This window comes from Aquamicrobium sp. (genome assembly GCF_023954335.1).
In the GTDB taxonomy this organism is placed as follows: Bacteria; Pseudomonadota; Alphaproteobacteria; order Rhizobiales; family Rhizobiaceae; genus Aerobium.
In genome coordinates this window covers 1,438,322-1,454,312 of the sequence record NZ_JAMLIE010000001.1, presented here as the reverse complement: position 1 = coordinate 1,454,312, position 15,991 = coordinate 1,438,322, and the positions used below count along the sequence as shown (strand labels likewise).

General features: G+C 69.5%; 15 protein-coding genes. 5 read left to right on the top strand and 10 right to left on the bottom strand.

The features are described from left to right. Positions 1–46 precede the first annotated feature (46 nt). Complete coding sequence (locus M9945_RS07150) at positions 47–799, bottom strand: crotonase/enoyl-CoA hydratase family protein (protein WP_367943975.1); 753 nt, start codon at positions 797–799, stop codon at positions 47–49. Positions 800–810: 11 nt separating this feature from the next. Next, on the bottom strand, positions 811–2,583 hold the full coding sequence (locus M9945_RS07145) for an acyl-CoA dehydrogenase (protein WP_367943974.1): 1,773 nt from the start codon (positions 2,581–2,583) through the stop codon (positions 811–813). Positions 2,584–2,749: 166 nt separating this feature from the next. Between M9945_RS07145 and M9945_RS07140 the strand changes: the two genes are divergently transcribed. Then, a complete protein-coding gene (locus M9945_RS07140) occupies positions 2,750–2,986 on the top strand; it encodes a hypothetical protein (protein ID WP_367943973.1) in 237 nt (78 codons plus the stop codon). Positions 2,987–2,989: 3 nt separating this feature from the next. Here M9945_RS07140 and purD read toward each other — a convergent pair whose 3' ends face one another. Further along, positions 2,990–4,270, bottom strand: coding sequence for a phosphoribosylamine--glycine ligase (gene purD / locus M9945_RS07135; RefSeq protein ID WP_367943972.1), 1,281 nt, complete (start codon positions 4,268–4,270; stop codon positions 2,990–2,992). 146 nt (positions 4,271–4,416) lie between these two features. On the opposite strand from purD, the gene M9945_RS07130 reads away from it, so the two are divergent. From M9945_RS07130 to ubiA, 3 genes are all read left to right on the top strand, one after another. Beyond that, positions 4,417–4,605 carry a type II toxin-antitoxin system VapB family antitoxin gene (locus tag M9945_RS07130; RefSeq protein ID WP_367928227.1) on the top strand — a complete coding sequence of 63 codons (189 nt, stop codon included), beginning with the start codon at positions 4,417–4,419 and terminating at the stop codon, positions 4,603–4,605. A 4-nt stretch (positions 4,606–4,609) separates the two neighbouring features. Beyond that, the gene (locus tag M9945_RS07125) at positions 4,610–4,978 is read left to right on the top strand and encodes a type II toxin-antitoxin system VapC family toxin (RefSeq protein ID WP_367928228.1); all 369 of its coding nucleotides are present in this window, start codon (positions 4,610–4,612) and stop codon (positions 4,976–4,978) included. Positions 4,979–5,042: 64 nt separating this feature from the next. Further along, positions 5,043–6,026 (top strand): 4-hydroxybenzoate octaprenyltransferase, encoded by a 984-nt coding sequence (gene ubiA, locus M9945_RS07120; RefSeq protein WP_367943971.1) that lies wholly within the window; start codon positions 5,043–5,045, stop codon positions 6,024–6,026. On the opposite strand, the gene M9945_RS07115 is transcribed toward ubiA, so the two are convergent. From M9945_RS07115 to M9945_RS07105, 3 genes are all read right to left on the bottom strand, one after another. Further along, positions 6,023–6,604 carry a DUF6101 family protein gene (locus tag M9945_RS07115; RefSeq protein ID WP_367944788.1) on the bottom strand — a complete coding sequence of 194 codons (582 nt, stop codon included), beginning with the start codon at positions 6,602–6,604 and terminating at the stop codon, positions 6,023–6,025. The two genes, ubiA and M9945_RS07115, sit on opposite strands and share 4 nt — an antisense overlap. A 233-nt stretch (positions 6,605–6,837) precedes the next feature. After that, positions 6,838–8,247, bottom strand: a complete 1,410-nt coding sequence (locus tag M9945_RS07110; protein WP_367943970.1) for an FAD-binding oxidoreductase — start codon at positions 8,245–8,247, stop codon at positions 6,838–6,840. Between the two features lie 4 nt (positions 8,248–8,251). Beyond that, positions 8,252–9,211, bottom strand: a complete 960-nt coding sequence (locus M9945_RS07105) for an L-threonylcarbamoyladenylate synthase (protein WP_367943969.1) — start codon at positions 9,209–9,211, stop codon at positions 8,252–8,254. Positions 9,212–9,376: 165 nt separating this feature from the next. On the opposite strand from M9945_RS07105, the gene M9945_RS07100 reads away from it, so the two are divergent. Further along, positions 9,377–9,787, top strand: a complete 411-nt coding sequence (locus M9945_RS07100) for a hypothetical protein (protein WP_367943968.1) — start codon at positions 9,377–9,379, stop codon at positions 9,785–9,787. A gap of 10 nt (positions 9,788–9,797) precedes the next feature. Here M9945_RS07100 and glyS read toward each other — a convergent pair whose 3' ends face one another. From glyS to M9945_RS07080, 4 genes are all read right to left on the bottom strand, one after another. Continuing rightward, positions 9,798–11,999, bottom strand: a complete 2,202-nt coding sequence (glyS, locus tag M9945_RS07095; RefSeq protein ID WP_367943967.1) for a glycine--tRNA ligase subunit beta — start codon at positions 11,997–11,999, stop codon at positions 9,798–9,800. Beyond that, positions 11,999–12,592, bottom strand: a complete 594-nt coding sequence (locus tag M9945_RS07090; RefSeq protein WP_367943966.1) for an isochorismatase family protein — start codon at positions 12,590–12,592, stop codon at positions 11,999–12,001. Before M9945_RS07090 ends, glyS begins: the two co-directional genes overlap by 1 nt. Continuing rightward, on the bottom strand, positions 12,592–13,545 hold the full coding sequence (locus M9945_RS07085; protein WP_367943965.1) for a glycine--tRNA ligase subunit alpha: 954 nt from the start codon (positions 13,543–13,545) through the stop codon (positions 12,592–12,594). The genes M9945_RS07090 and M9945_RS07085 overlap by 1 nt, the downstream gene beginning before the upstream one ends. A 326-nt stretch (positions 13,546–13,871) precedes the next feature. Beyond that, complete coding sequence (locus M9945_RS07080) at positions 13,872–15,881, bottom strand: tetratricopeptide repeat protein (protein WP_367943964.1); 2,010 nt, start codon at positions 15,879–15,881, stop codon at positions 13,872–13,874. Between the last annotated feature and the right edge of the window lie 110 nt (positions 15,882–15,991).

Genomic DNA, 15,991 nt, shown 5'->3' with positions numbered 1-15,991 from the left:
CACGCGGCATCGCGAGGCGTCGCGGGCGGTTGCCGCCCGCGGCGCTTCAGCCCTTCTTGCGGTTCATGAAGGCGACGAAGGCGTTGCGCGCCTCGTCCGAGGACAGGCGGGCGCGGAACTGTTCGCCCTCGGCCCTGATCCGCGCGACCAGCGCCTCGCGATCGCCGAGCATGAAGTCGCGGGCGATCTTCAGCGCCTGCGGCGGCTTGGCGGCGACGCGCTGGGCCAGCGCCAGCACCGCCGCTTCCAGTTCCTCCTCCGCCACCACATCGTGGATCAGGCCGGCGGCCTTTGCGTCGGCGGCGGCGAGCGGCTCTCCCAGCCCGAGCAGCGCGAAGGCGCGCTGGCGGCCGAGCAGCGCCGGGCCGATGAGGCTCGACCCGGCCTCCGGCACGAGGCCGAGATCGACGAAGGGCGTGTGGAAGCGCGTGCGGGGCGTCGCCAGCGTCAGGTCGCAATGGAAGTTGATGGTCGTGCCGATGCCGACCGCGATGCCGTCGACACCGGAAACCACCGGCTTCTGCGCCGTCGCCAGCGCCATCAGGAAATCGTAGACCTCGGTGCCATGCTCGCCGCCGGTCGCCACCGCCATGAAGTCGGCGAGATCGTTGCCGGACGAGAACGCCCCCGGCACGCCGAGGATCAGGTGGACGCGCACGGCCTCGTCGGCATCGCCTTCCGTTAACGCCTTCGCCATCGCCGCATACATCGCCCGGGTGATGGCGTTCTTCTTGTCCGGCCGGTTCATGCGGACCGTCTGCACCGCGCCGTCGCGGGAGACCTCGATATGCTCGCTCATCGCTTTTCCCCTTACAGCGCCAGCGCCGCCGCGGCCGTGTCGAGGCTGTCCGCGCCCTCGGTGACGCGGTTCTTCAGCGCGGCCGTCTCGTCGATCAGGTTCTCGGCAAAGAAGCGGGCGAGCGAGACGCGGGCCTTGTCCTGCCCGGCAAGTGCGCCGCGGATCAGATAGGCCCCGCCGGCCGCGAGCGAGAAGAGCCGCAGATACGGCGTCGCGCCGGCCAGCGCCTCCTGCGTCCTGCCGCCGCCGAGCGCGGCGAGCAGGTAGTCGGTCGCGGCCTGGAGATCGTCGAGCGCGGCGGAGACCTTGTCCGCCGTTCGCCCGAAACCCTCGGCATTGGCCTTGCGCAGCGCCTCGACGTCGCCGCGCAGCTCGTCGATGTAGGCTTTCACCGTCTCGCCGCCCGACAGCGGCAGCTTGCGGGTGACGAGGTCGATGGCCTGGATGCCGTTGGTGCCCTCGTAGATCGGCGCGATGCGCGAGTCGCGATAGAGCGCGGCCGCGCCCGTCTCCTCGATGAAGCCCATGCCGCCATGGATCTGGACGCCGATGGACGAGACCTCGACGCCGATGTCGGTCGGGAACGCCTTGGCGAGCGGGGTGAGCAGCCCGGCGCGCTCGCTCCATCTGGCCGCGTCCTCGCCGCCCGCCTTGCTCAGGTCGATGGCGTGGGCGCAGGCATAGGCAATGGCGCGGGCCGCCTGGGTCAGCGCCTTCATGGTGATGAGGTTGCGCCGGACGTCGGGGTGGTGGACGATGGGCGCCATGCCCTCGCCGGCATAGTCCGCCGCCTTGCCCTGCCGGCGCTCCTGCGCGTAGGAAAGCGCCTTCTGGTAGGCGGCCTCGGCGACGGCGACGCCCTGCATGCCGACGGCGAGGCGGGCGTTGTTCATCATGGTGAACATGCAGGCGAGGCCGCGATTCTCCTCGCCGACCAGCCAGCCGATGGCCCCCGGCTCCCTGTCCTTCGCGAAGCCGTCGCCATAGATCATGGTGCAGGTCGGCGAGGCGTGGATGCCGAGCTTGTGCTCGATGGAGGCGCAGAAGGCGTCGTTGCGCGCGCCGAGCGAGCCGTCGGCGTTGACGAGGAACTTCGGCACGAGGAACAGCGAGATGCCGCGCGTGCCGGCCGGCGCGTCGGGCAGGCGGGCGAGCACGAGGTGGACGATGTTGTCGGTGAAATCGTGCTCGCCATAGGTGATGAAGATCTTCTGGCCGAAGATGCGGTAGGTGCCGTCGCCGGCCGGCTCGGCGCGGGTGCGCAGCGCGGCGAGGTCGGAGCCGGCCTGCGGCTCGGTGAGGTTCATGGTGCCCATCCACTCGCCGGTGACGAGCTTTTCGAGATAGGTCGCCTTGAGCGCATCGGAGCCGTGCTTCTCGATGGCCTCGACCGCGCCCATGGTCAGCGTGGGTCCCAGCGCGAAGGCCATGGAGCCGGAGTTCCACATTTCGAGCGCCGCGACGGAGAGCATGGTCGGCAGGCCCTGCCCGCCGTGATCGACCGGGCCGGCCAGCGCGTTCCAGCCGCCGTCGATCCAGCGGCGGTAGAGGTCGCGCCAGCCGGGTGGCATGGTGACGTCGCCGTCCTTCCACACCGCGCCGACCTCGTCGCCGACGGTGCGCAGCGGCGTCACCTCGTCGGAGGCGAAGCGGCCGGCCTCCTCGAGGATGGCGTCGACGAGGTCTTCCGAGAGGTCGCCGAGCCGGCCGGATTCCAGCGCGGCGCCGAGGCCCGCGACGTGCTTGAGCGTATGGGCGATCTCGGCAACGGGCGCGCGGTACATCTGGCTTCCTCCTCTGCGGCAGACAAAAGGGCTGTCACCCTTCCTGTAGGGATAGGGCTGCGGTTCCGCAACATGGCTATTGTTTTTTGACGTTTACGTCAACGTTCACGCGCCGTTGCGATGCCGAAGCGCCGGGGATAAGAATGCCCGAAGCAAGGAGACGGTCATGCTGGCGCGCCCGGAGAAGTATCGCTGCATCGAATGCAACCTGCCCTATGGTGCGGACGGGTTCTGGCTGCATGAGGGGCTGATCGAGAACGGCCCGGCCTACTGGTGCGACCGCGGACTGCTGTGCTCGCCGCGCTGCTCGCTGGAGCACTACCGCAAGCGCGCGGCCGAAGGCACGCTGCTGCGCGAGCCGGCCCCGAACCCGCTTGAGACGGATCCGGCCTTTTTCCGCTGAGGCTCAGCCGGCAGTCTTCTCGCGTTCCACCGCGCGCCAGCCGATGTCGCGGCGGCAGAAGCCGCCCGGCCAGTCGATGCGCTCGATGGCGGCGTAGGCGCGGGCCTGCGCCTCAAGAACCGTCGCGCCGGCGGCGGTGACGTTGAGCACGCGGCCGCCTGCTGCCACCAGCCGCCCCGAAGCGTCGCGCGCGGTGCCGGCGTGGAAGATCACGACGCCATCGCCTCCATCCTCGACGCCGGAGATGACGCTGCCCTTTTCCGGCGTGCCGGGATAGCCCTTCGCCGCCATCACCACGGTCAGCGCCGGCTCGTCGCGCCAGAGCGGAGAAAAATCCGCCAGCCTGCCCTCGGCGGACGCCAGAAGCAGCGGCAGGAGGTCGTCCTCCAGGCGCAGCATCAGCACCTGGCATTCCGGATCGCCGAAGCGGGCATTGTACTCGATGAGCTTCGGCCCGTCCTTCGTCAGCATCAGCCCGGCATAGAGCACGCCGGCGAACGGCATGCCCATCTCGGCCATGCCGCGCATGGTCGGCTCGACGATCTGGCTTGTCACCTGCGCCTCCAGTTCCGGCGTCAGCACCGGGGCGGGCGAATAGGCGCCCATGCCGCCGGTGTTGGGGCCGGTGTCGCCGTCGCCAACGCGCTTGTGGTCCTGCGCCGTGCCGAAGGGCAGCGCGGTTTTCCCGTCGCACAGGAAGAAGAAGCTCGCCTCCTCGCCTTCGAGGAATTCCTCCACGACGACCTCCGCCCCGGCCGCGCCGAACGCGCCCTCGAAGCAGGCGTCGATGGCGGAAAGCGCCTCGTCGAGCTCCATCGCCACCGTCACGCCTTTGCCGGCGGCGAGGCCATCGGCCTTGACGACGATGGGCGCGCCGACTTCTTGCGCATAGGCGCGGGCGTCGGCGGCGTTGCCGAAGCGGCCATAGGCGGCGGTGGGAATGCCGTATCGCGCGCACAGATCCTTGGTGAAGCCCTTGGAGCCCTCAAGCTGCGCCGCCTTGGCCGAGGGGCCGAAGACGCGGATGCCGGCGGTGTGAAGATCGTCCGCCAGCCCGGCGACCAGCGGCGCTTCCGGCCCGACGACGACGAGGCCGATCTCCTTCTCCTTCGCGAAGGCGACGACCGCGGCGTGGTCGGCGACGTCGAGCGCGACGCATTCGGCGTGGCTTGCGATGCCGGGATTGCCGGGCGCGGCATAGAGCTTGCCAAGCAGCGGCGAGGCCGAAATCTTCCACGCCAGCGCATGCTCGCGCCCGCCCGAACCGATCAGGAGTACGTTCATCGCGGCGATTCCTTAGCCTCTCGCGTTGGTCGCGTTCCCGGTAGGGCCACAGGGCCGGCCGGTCAAGAACCGCGTCCATCCATTGTCTTCACGCATCAAATATAGCATCATTCGATGATAAACTATATGCACAAGGAGGTACCGCCATGCGGACGACCCTGTCGCTCGACGACGAGCTGATGGCGCAGGCGCAGGCCTTCACCGGCCTGAAGGAGAAATCGGCGCTGGTGCGAGAGGCGTTGAAGGCGTTGATCGAGCGGGAAAGCGCCCGGCGCCTTGCCCTGCTCGGCGGCAGCGAGCCGCAGCTTGAGCCCATCCCCCGGCGCCGTTCCTGACGCCATGATCCTGGTCGACACCTCGGTCTGGATCGACCATCTGCGCGGCGGCGAGGCCGAGCTCGCGCGGTTGCTCGAAGCAGGCCTCGCCGCGACGCATCCGCTCGTGGTGGGCGAGTTGGCGATGGGAAACCTGCGCGCCCGCGACTCGATTCTCGCTCTATTGGGAAACCTGCCGCAGGCCGTGGTCGCGGGCGACGAGGAGGTTCTCGCCTATGTCGCGCGCCACCGGCTTTTCGGCATCGGCATCGGCTATGCCGACGCACATCTCCTTGCCGCCACGCAGCTCACCGCGGGCGCGAGCCTGTGGACGCGCGACAGGCGATTGCGGGAGGCTGCCGGCCGCCTCGGCGTCGATTCAGGGCGGGACTGACCGAAGGCCGGGAACGGCTACGTCTTACTTGACGCCCGCCCCCCGCCCTGCCACTCAAAGCGCCATGGAAAACATCCAGAGCAAGGACGCGCAGGGCCGCGTCGCCGACGCCCCTTCCGGCCATTGGGTCTATCGCCTGCTGCCGCGCCCCTTGTGGCCCTACGCGCAGCTCGCGCGCTGGGACCGGCCGATCGGCTGGTGGCTGCTGATGTGGCCGTGCTGGTGGTCGGCGGCGATGGCGGCGTCGGCCCGGGCCGTGCCGGGCGCGGCGCTGATCGACGTGCTGCCCTCGCCCTGGCATCTGCTGCTGTTCATGGTCGGCGCGATCCTGATGCGCGGGGCCGGCTGCACCTATAACGACATCGTCGACGAGGACATCGACGACAAGGTGGCGCGCACCCGCTCGCGCCCGCTCCCCTCGGGCAAGGTGACGCGCCGGCAGGCGTGGGGCTTCCTCGCCCTGCAATGTCTCGGCGGCCTCCTCGTGCTCCTCCAGTTCAACTGGTTCGCGGTCGCCGTCGGCGCCGCCTCGCTCGCCGTGGTCGCAGTCTACCCGTTCATGAAGCGGTTCACCGACTGGCCGCAGCTCTTCCTCGGCCTCGCCTTCTCATGGGGCGCGTGGATGGGCTGGGCGGCGCATTTCGGCGCGCTGGAGCTCGCGCCGGCCCTCCTCTATTTCGGCTCGATCCTGTGGGTGATCGGCTACGACACGATCTACGCCCATCAGGACAAGGAGGACGACGCGCTGGTCGGCGTGCGCTCGACCGCGCGGCTGTTCGGCGGCAGGACGAAGCAATGGCTGATCGGGCTCTACGGCGCGGCGCTGCTGTTCTTCTTCGTCGCCTTCGCCAACGCCGCCGTGCCGATGCCGGCGCTGGCCGGCCTGCTGGCGGCCGGCGCGCATCTGTGGCGGCAGATCAGGGTCCTCGACATCGACGACCCCGACCAGTGCCTCAGGCTGTTCAAGTCGAACTCGACCGTCGGCTGGCTGATCTTCCTCGGCCTTCTCGGCGGCGGCGTCTGGGCCTCGATCAGCCCGAACTTCTAGTTTTCGTCGCGGGCGATGATCTCGTAGCCGTCGACGACGAGGCGCACGCCGAGATTGCCGCCCGAATCCCCGACCCGCCGCCGGGCGAGGAAGCGCGGACGGCGCTGCATCGACACGCGGCCCTTGCGGCGCTCCGCCGGCGGGCGCTTCTTGACCAGCCCGAGCGATTCTTCCAGCGTGCGCGCCTCGCCGTCGGATTCGATCAGCAGCATCGGCAGCTGGTAGGCGTCAGACCACGCGCGCCAGTCGGCGGCGACGTCGTCGAGATCGTGGGCGACGAGCAGCGGCACCGACAGCATCGGGTCGGCGTGCAGCAGCTCCAGCGTCACCGTCACCTCGCCGTCGCCGTCCTCGATGGCGCGGGCCGCGACGCCGCGGAAGGCGCGCGCCGGCAGCGCGATCGACACCGGCAGGCGGCTCGCTTCCAGCAGGCGGCGGATGGTGACGCCGCGATGGTCGATGGTGAAGGTCACGTCGCCGAGATCGTCGCGCGCGGCATAGGAAACCGCCTGCGGCAGGCGGAAGGGATCGAGCCGCAGGTCGCTGCCGGCCCAAGTGGGTTTCAGGGCGGGTTTCAAGGCGGAATTAAGCCCGATGCTCATGTCGTCACTGCCTTCCTGTCTCTCCTGAGAGCCGGTTTTCCGGTCTCTCCGGGCAGCTTTTGCCGCCTCGTTATGCCAGGCGGCTTTTTTGCCGCCTTGCTATGGACGTGACAGTAAGGGCCGGCGCGTTCCGCACCGCTTAAAAATGAGGGTTAAGGTTTTCTCGCCTCGCGCGATGGTTATCGCTTTGCAACCCGAGGTAAGGAAACTTAAATCATCTTGTCGGGGTTCATGATCCCGGCCGGGTCGAACGCGGCCTTGATGCGGCGCATCAGGTCGGTGGCGACGGGCGGGGCGGTGGCGATCAGCTCGTCGCGCTTCATCCGGCCGATGCCGTGCTCGGCCGAGATCGAGCCGCGATAGGCTCGCACTACGGCATGCACGGCATCGTTGACCTCGCGGTAGCGGGCGAGGAAGGCGGCCGATGCGCCGCCGACCGGCTGCGAGATGTTGTAGTGCAGGTTGCCGTCGCCCATGTGGCCGAAGGCGACGAGCCGCGCGCCCGGCTCGATCTTCACCACCGCCTGCCAGGCTTCGCGGATGAAATCGGGGATCGCGGCGACCGGCACGGAGATGTCGTGCTTGATCGACGCGCCCTCGTGGCGCTGCGAGTCGGACATCGATTCGCGCAGCTTCCACAGGCCTTCCGCCTGGGCGAGGCTGGCGGCGAGCGTGGCGTCGGTGACCAGCCCGGCCTCGAAGCCTTTGCCGAGGATCTCCTCGATCAGGGCGCGTGCGTCCTCGGCCGAACGGCCGGAGGAGATCTCGATCAGCACATGCCACGGATGGGAGGAGCCGAGCGGCGCGGCCGTGCCCGGAATATGGCGCAGCACGAAAGCGAGGCTTTCGTCGATCATCAGCTCGAAGGCGGTCAGGCTCGAGCCGGCCCGGTCGGAGGCGAGCGAGAACAGCGACAGCGCCGCCTCGGGGCTTTCGAGCCCGACCCACGCCACCTCCCTGCCCTTCGGCTTCGGATAGAGCCTGAGCACGGCGGCGGTGATGACGCCGAGCGTGCCCTCGGCTCCGACGAACAGGTTCTTCAGGTCGTAGCCGGTGTTGTCCTTCTTCAGCTTGCGCAGGTCGTCCAGCACCTCGCCGGTGGGCAGCACCACCTCGACGCCGAGGCACAATTCGCGCGCATTGCCATAGGCGAGCACGCCGGTGCCGCCGGCGTTCGAGGAAAGGTTGCCGCCGATCTGCGCCGTGCCCTGCGAGGCGAGCGACAGGGGAAACAGCCGTCCGGCCTCGTCGGCCGCCTCGCGCAGGGCATGCAGCGTCACGCCCGCCTCGGCGGTGATCGTGTTGGAGGCGATGTCGATCTCGCGAACCGCATTCAGCCGCGACAGGGACAGGACCACCTCGCGCCCGGTGGCGTCCGGCACCTGCCCGCCGACGAGGCCGGTATTGCCGCCCTGCGGCACGATGGGGATGCGCGTCTCGCTGGCGAACCTGAGGATCGCGGCGACCTCGCCGACGCTGCCGGGGCGCAGAACCAGCGGCGTCCGGCCCGGCCACAGGCCACGCTGCTCGGTGACGAAAGGCTCGGTCTCGACAGGGTCGGTCAGCGCATGGCGCGCCCCGACGATTGCCGCAAAACGCTCGATCAGCTTCGCATCCATCGTCTCACCCGTCCCGCGGCGCGGCGGCGCGGCCGAGCCGGTCCCTGATCGCTTCGCCGAGCCCCGTGGCCGGGACCGGCTCGACAGCGATCACGCCCGCGCCCGTCCGGTCCAGCGCCTTCATGTGATGATAGAGATTGGCCGCCGCTTCGCGCAGGTCCCCGGCCTCGGAAAGGTTCAGCACGGCGAGCGCGCGTTCCGCGCCGGCGATACGCGCCGGCCCGAAGGCGAGCAGCGCCTCGCCGGACCGGACCTCGGCCGCGTCGAGCCGCATCGCGGCGTCGGGCGCGTAGTGCGAGGCGAGCATGCCGGGCGCCTCGATGCCGGCAGCGCCGCCGCGCAGCACTTTCATGCCCAGCGTCGCCTCGATCTCCTCGCTCGCCACCCCGCCCGGCCGCAGGATGCGCACGCCCTCCGGCCCGACCTTGACGATGGTCGATTCCAGCCCGACCGGGGTCGGCCCGCCGTCTGCGATCAGCCTGATCTTCGCGCCGAGGTCCTCGTTGACCGCCTCGGCCGTCGTGCCGCTGATGCGGCCCGAGGAATTGGCCGAGGGCGCGGCGAGCGGTCGGTCCGAGGCCGCGATGACGGCGCTCGCGAAGCCGCGCGGCATGCGCAGCGCCACCGTGTCGAGGCCGGTCGTCACCAGCGGGTGGATGGCGTGGCCGTCGCGCAGCTTCAGCACCAGCGTCAGCGGGCCGGGCCAGAAGGTTTCCGCGAGCTTCAACGAGGCGTCGTCGAACACGCCGATCTTTCTCGCCATGTCGAGGCTGGAGACGTGGACGATCAGCGGGTTGAAGCGCGGCCTGCCCTTGACCTCGAAGATGCGCGCCACCGCCTCGCCATTGGTGGCGTCGCCGGCGAGGCCGTAGACCGTCTCGGTCGGCAGCGCCACGACCTCGCCGGCGGCGAGCAGCGCCAGCGCGGGTTGAAGCGCCTCGTCGAGCGGGAGGATTTCGGCCAAGTGGGTCTCCGCTGGTTCGAGGGATTGGGTAGCGCGGGCGCGTCGCGGCGGCAAGGAAAACCCGAGGCACCGATTTGTTAATCCTTGAAACGCTAAAATACCCCTTGAGTTTCCATGCGCGCCGGGCGGGGAGATTGCCCGCGCGTGAAAACGACGAGTGTGTCCATGCGTAAAGTCGTTCTTTCCGGGCTTGCCTCGGTCGCGCCGTTGCTCGGTCTCGCCCTGCCGGGCGCCGCCTCCTCCATCGTCACCGTCGCGCCGCCGCAGGCGACGCCTTCCATCGTCAGCGTCGGCGAGGCCGCGCCCGCGCCCATCGAGGCGAAGCCGGTCGCGGACGCGGCAGCGGCGGACGAAGGCGGCACGGAAATCCTCGCCATCGGCCATTCGGTCGTCGCCATCGGCGCGGAGGCGATCCCGCCCTCGCGCGAGGAAGTCGCCGCAATCGACAACGCGGCGCCGGAGCCGGAAGCGCCCGCCCTGCCCGGCTGGCTCGCCGGGGACGGCGCGCCTCCCTTGCGCGGCGGCATTGCTACCGAGGCCGCGCCGGAACAGGCTGAAGCCGCGCCGCAGGACTAGCCGCGGGCGGCTACCCGGCGATCTTCGAGAAATCCGCCATCTGCCCGGTCGCGCCGCGGATGCGCGACAGCAGCGCCAGACGGTTGGCGCGCACGAAACTGTCCTCGTCATTGACCAGCACCGCCTCGAAGAAGGCATCGACAGGGCGGCGCAGCGCCGCAAGCGCCTGCATGGCGGCGGAGAAGTCCTGCCTCGCGATGGCCTCGCCCGCCTCGTGCTCGGCATGGGTGACGGCCTCGAACAGCGCGCCTTCCTCGTCCTGACGGAACAGGATCGGGTCGACGTCTTCCGCGATGGCCGTGCCCTTCTTCTCCTCGGCGGCGAGGATGTTGGCGGCGCGCCTGGTTCCGGCGAGCAGGTTCTGCCCGTCCTCCGAATCGAGGAAGATGCCGAGCGCGGCGACGCGGGAGACGACGAGCAGCAAATCGTCGGCCTCCGGCGTGATCACCGCGTCGATCAGATCGTGCCGCGCGCCCTTGTCGCGCAGATAGACCTTCAGCCGGTCGTGGAAGAAGGAGAGGAGGTCGGCATTTCGCGCCGGACGCATGTCTGCCGAAGAGATCGGCGTCGCTGACTCTACATGCACGTTCTCGGGCTGGAGTGTTGTCTCCCAAAACTCAAAAATGGACCATAGATTTAGCCGCACCCCATTTTCGACCAGAACGCGGATGACGCCGAGCGCCGCCCTTCTGAGCGCGTAGGGGTCCTTGGAGCCGGTCGGCTTCTCGTCGATGGCCCAGAAGCCGGTAAGCGTGTCGAGCTTGTCGGCGAGGGCGACGGCGATGGAGACCGGGTCGGTGGGCACCGAATCCGACGGTCCCTGCGGCCGGTAGTGCTCCTCGATGGCGGCGGCGACGGCCGCGTCCTCGCCTTGCAGCAGGGCGTATTTGCGGCCCATCGCGCCCTGCAGCTCGGGGAACTCGCCGACGACCTCGGTTTGCAGGTCGGCCTTGGCCAGCACGGCGGCGCGCTCGGCCATCGCCGGCTCGGCCCCGACCAGCGGCGCGAGATCGGCCGCCAGCCGGCGGATGCGCTCGACGCGCTCGCCTTGCGTGCCGAGCTTGGCGTGGAAGGTGACGCCCAGCCGGTCGAGCCGCGCCATGCGCTGGTCGAGCGGCTTTTTCAAATCCAGCGCGAACTTCTCCGCCGACCCGGTCAGCGCGGCGAGGTCCGGCAGGTCGGCCTGGTCGGTGTTCCAGAAATGCACGGCGTCGGAAAGCCGGGCGCGCACCACCTTGCCGTTGCCGCGGGCGATCTCGGCGCCGCCGTCGCGCGCCTCGATGTTGGAGACCAGCACGAAGCGGTTGGAGAGCTTCTCCGCCTCGCCGCGCGGGCGGGTGACGAAGCATTTCTGGTTGGCGCGTATGGTCAGGCGGATGACCTCGGGCGGGATGCCGAGAAAGGCCTGCTCGAACTCGCCCATCAGCACGACCGGCCATTCGAGCAGCCCCGAGACCTCCTCCAGCAGCCCCTCGTCCTCGACAAGGTCGAGGCCGGCGGCGAAGGTCAGGTTGCGCGCGTCGTCGAGGATGATGCGCTTGCGGCGCTCGGCGTCGAGCACGACCTTCGCGGCTTCGAGCTTCGTCACGTAGTCGTCGAACCGCTTGACGGTAATGGCCTGCGGCGCATGGAAGCGGTGGCCTAAGGTGACGTTGCCGGCGCGGATGCCGTCGACCTCGAAATCGACCACCTCGGGATCCGACGATTCCGGCCCGAAGGTGCAGAGGATGGATTGCAGCGGCCGCACCCAGCGCAGGCTGCCGGGCTTCGCCGAGGCCGCGCCCCAGCGCATCGACTTCGGCCACGGGAAGTTGCGGATGATGCCGGGCATCAGGCCGGCGACGATCTCCTCGGCGGCGCGGCCGGGACGCGAGACGCGCGCGACGTAGAAATCGCCCTTCTTCGGGTCGGAATGGACATGCGCCTCGTCGATGGAGGCGAGGCCCGCCTTGCGCAGAAAACCCTGGATCGCCTGCTCCGGTGCGGTCGTCGCGGGCCCTTTGATCTCCTCGCTGACGTCCTTCGAGCGGGCGGTGATGCCGCGGATGTCGAGCGCGAGGCGCCGCGGCGTCCAGTATTCGCGCGCCGCCTCGTAGGTCAGCCCGGCCTCGACCAGCCCGTCGGCGACCAGCTTCTTCAGGTCGCCGGCGGCCTTCCTTTGCATGCGCGCGGGGATTTCCTCGGAGCGAAGTTCAAGCAGAAGGTCGGGCATCAGCGCACCAGTTCAGCGGTCGGGCAGACAAGGGCGAAGCGGTCGGCGAGCGCGGCAAGCTCGGCCTCGTGCAGCGCGGCGGCGGGGATGATGCCGCCGCCGCCCGGCGCGGGCAGGTCGCGCGTCGCGGTCGCGTCGGAAAGGACCACGACACCGAAGCCGTGCTCGCCCGCCGCGCGCGTGGTCGAGGAGACGCACATATGCGTCATGAAGCCGGCGACGACGAGACGCTTGCGCCCCGTGGCGTCGAGCGCCTCCTTGAGCGCCGTGCCGGCGAAGGAATTGGGTAGGCCCTTGTCGATCACCGTCTCGCCGGCCAAGGCGGCGGCCTGCGGCGCGAGCGCGTATCCGGTCGTGTCCGGGCCGAACAGGCCGCCCGGCTGGCCCTTGTGCCGGACATGGATCACCGGCGCGCCGGCCGCGCGCGCCGCAGCGAGCAGCGCGGCGATGTTGTCGAGCGCGGCGTCGACGCCGTGAAGCGGCAGCCTGCCGTCGACATATTCGCGCTGGGCGTCGACGACGACCACGGCGGTGTCGGTCAGCTTCGGCGGCGTCAAATCCGCGCCGGCGAGCTGGAGTAGCGTTTTTGCCATCACGCCGCCTCCGGCCGCCAGCCGAGGCCGCCGGCCTCGGTTTCGAGGAAGGCCTCGCCGCACGCCTTGGCGAGGTTGCGCACGCGCAGGATGTAGCTCTGGCGCTCGGTGACGGAGATGACGCCGCGCGCGTCGAGCAGGTTGAAGGCGTGAGATGCCTTGATGCACTGGTCGTAGGCCGGCAGCACCATGCGGTGCGGCTGGCCCTCCGGCCGCTTCGCTCCCGCCTCGAGCAGCGTCCGGCATTCCTTCTCGGCGTCCTCGAAATGGCGCAGCAGGATGGAGGTGTCGGCGAACTCGAAGTTGAAGCGGGAATATTCCTGCTCGGCCTGGAGGAAGACCTCGCCATAGGTGACCTTCTCGGCGCCCTCGCGGCCGTTGAAGTTCAGGTCGTAGACGTTGTCGACGCCCTGGACGTACATCGCCAGCCGCTCCAGCCCGTAGGTCAGCTCGCCGGCGACGGGCGCGCATTCGATGCCGCAGACCTGCTGGAAATAGGTGAACTGCGACACCTCCATGCCGTCGCACCAGCATTCCCAGCCGAGGCCCCATGCGCCCAGCGTCGGGCTTTCCCAGTCGTCCTCGACGAAGCGGATGTCGTGCAGCGCCGTGTCGATGCCGATGGCGTCGAGCGAGCCGAGATAGAGTTCCTGAAGGTCTGGCGGGTTCGGCTTCAGGATCACCTGATACTGGTAGTAGTGCTGGAGCCGGTTGGGGTTCTCGCCGTAGCGGCCGTCCTTGGGCCGGCGCGAGGGCTGGACATAGGCCGCGTTCCACGGGCGGGGCCCGAGTGCGCGCAGCGTCGTCGCCGGGTGGAAGGTGCCGGCGCCGACCTCCATGTCGTAGGGCTGGAGCACGACGCAGCCGCGTTCCGCCCAGTATTCGTGCAGCGTCAGGATGAGACCCTGGAACGAGCGGGTCGGGTGCATGTGGGCAGGCAGGCTTGCGTTCACGGGGCGGCTCGCAGCGGCATGGACGGGAAAGGCCCCGTCCTAGAACCGCGGCCGGCAGGCGTCAAGGCAATGGAACGTTCGGGTCGCGTTCCCCCTTCTCCCCGTTCACGGGGAGAAGGTGCCCGAAGGGCGGATGAGGGGCGGCATCGGCGTTTCCGACTTGAAGCTGCGCGATGTGAGGGCGAACGGCATCGTGTGGCGGGCACCTCGACACTGGAAGGTTGGCGCCGCCCCTCACCTGCCTGCCGGCATCCTCTCCCCGTGAACGGGGAGAGGAGAGATGGCCGCAACCTCGCCGCTTCAAGAGAGGTTGATTGGCGGCTCGTTCAGTTTCCCGGCTGGGGCAGCGTAAGCCTCTGGCCCGGCACGATGCGGCCGGGGTCGCCGCGCAGGGCGGGGTTGAGGTCGAGCAGCTCGATATAGCGGTTGCCGTCGCCGAGGATCTCGGCGGCGATGGACCACAGCGACTGCCCCGGCAGGACGGTGTGGACCGCCGCGCCCGCCGAGACGGTCTCTACTTCCGGCGCGGCCTCGGCCTTCGCCCCGTCGACGCCCTCGGGCAGCGGCACCGCATTGGGCGGCAGCTCGGCCTCGGCCTTCTGCCGGGCTTGCGCCTCCTCGTCCCGCGACGGCAGGCCGTCGGCGATCTTCTTCTCGACCTCGGCCTTCAGGTCCGGCTCGGGATCGAGCGCCAGCGCGTGGTTCCACTGGAAGCCCGCTTCCAGCCTGCGCCCGACGCGCCAGTAGGCGTCGCCGAGATGGTCGTTGAGGATGGGATCGGCCGGCATCAGCCCGACGGCGCGCTCCAGCTCGCGCACCGCGTCCTCGTAGCGGCCGAGGCGATAGAAGGCCCAGCCGAGCGAATCGACGATGTAGCCGTCTGAAGGCCGCAGGTCGACGGCGCGCTGGATCAGCTCCAGCCCCTCGTCGAGGTTGATGTTCATGTCGACCCAGGAATAGCCGAGATAGTTGAGCACCTGCGGCTGGTCGGGGAACAGCTCCAGCGCGGTCCTGAAATTCGGCTCGGCCTTGTCCCACTCCTTCAGCCGCTCATAGGCGATGCCGCGCTGGTAGAAGATGTTCCAGTCAGTGCGCACCGGCTTCTCGATGCGGGCGACGGCGCGCTCGTAGATGTCGGCCGCGGCGCGGTAGTTCTCCTGCGAGGCGTAGACGCCGCCGAGCGAGAGATAGGCGCGCATGTCGCCCTCGTCCTTGGCCAGCGCCGCCTTGAGGTGGCTGATCGCCTCGTCGTGGCGCTTCAGGTCGGCGAGGTTGAGGCCGAGCTGCAATTCCGCCACCCGCTTCATCGGCGAGGCGGCGGGGATCTTCTCGTAGAAGGCGATCGCGCCCTCGGCGTCGCCCTGCTGCTCGGAAACGCCGGCAAGCTGGATCAGCACCGCGTCGCTGTGCGGCAGGAGTGCGAGCGCGTAGTTGAGATAGAGCCGCACGAAGGATTCGCCGCCGCTGCGGTTGAGCGCGGTGGCGAGGTTGAGCAGCGCCTCGGCCGCACCGGCTTTGGCGTCCGGCACCAGAGGCGGCGCGGCGCGGCCGCCCTCGATCCGGCCGCGCAGCGCCTGGATGGTCAGCCGGCCGGGCGCGAAGGCATCGGCCTTGTCCATAACGGCGAAGGCGGCGTCGCGCTCGCCCTTGCGGGCGAGGAAGCCGGCATAGGCTTCGAGCAGGCGCAGATGGGTCTCCGGCGCGGCACCGGCGGCCGAGAGGTTGTCGGCGCCGGCCTCGAAGGCGGCGCGCGCGGCCTCGACCTCTCCCGCCTGCTCGGCGATCAGCGCGCGATGATAGGTGATGAACAGCTCGTACCATTCCGGCCCGGCGAGCGCGTCGAGCGCGGCAAGCGCGTCCTCGCCCTTGCCGTCGCCGAGCTTGGCCCATGCCGCCATCAGCCCGGTGATGAGCCGGTCGAGATCGGATTCGAGCGACAGCTTCAGCCAGTAGTCGGCGTCGCCGTACTTGCCCTGCCGGATGGCGTCGACGCCGAGCGCCAGCCGCGAGAACCGCTCGACCTCCGGCACCTCCTTCAGCTTCTCGGCGAAGGGCAGCGCCTCGTCGAAGCGCCCCTGCGAGATCAGCCCGAGCAAGAGGCTCTGCTGGACGGTGCGGTTGTCGGGATCGAAGGCGAGCGCGCGGCGATAGTAGGCGATGGCCGCGTCGAGCTCGTTGTCGCTCTCGGCGATGCGGGCGGCGAGATACGCGCCCGACAGCGTGTTGACGCGCACAGGCTCGTCCGTATCGATGGGAACCGCGGCGGCCCATGCGCCCGACGCCGTGCCGACGGCAAGCCCGGCTGCCACGATCCATCGTCCAGTCAAAAGCCGCATCGCTTCCCTTTCCCTTGATCTTCCCGCGCCGCCGGGCAGGAATCCGGCCACTCAATCAAGACGCAAAGCATGGCCTTTTTGCGGACGCGGTTCAATCGCGCCGGGGCACG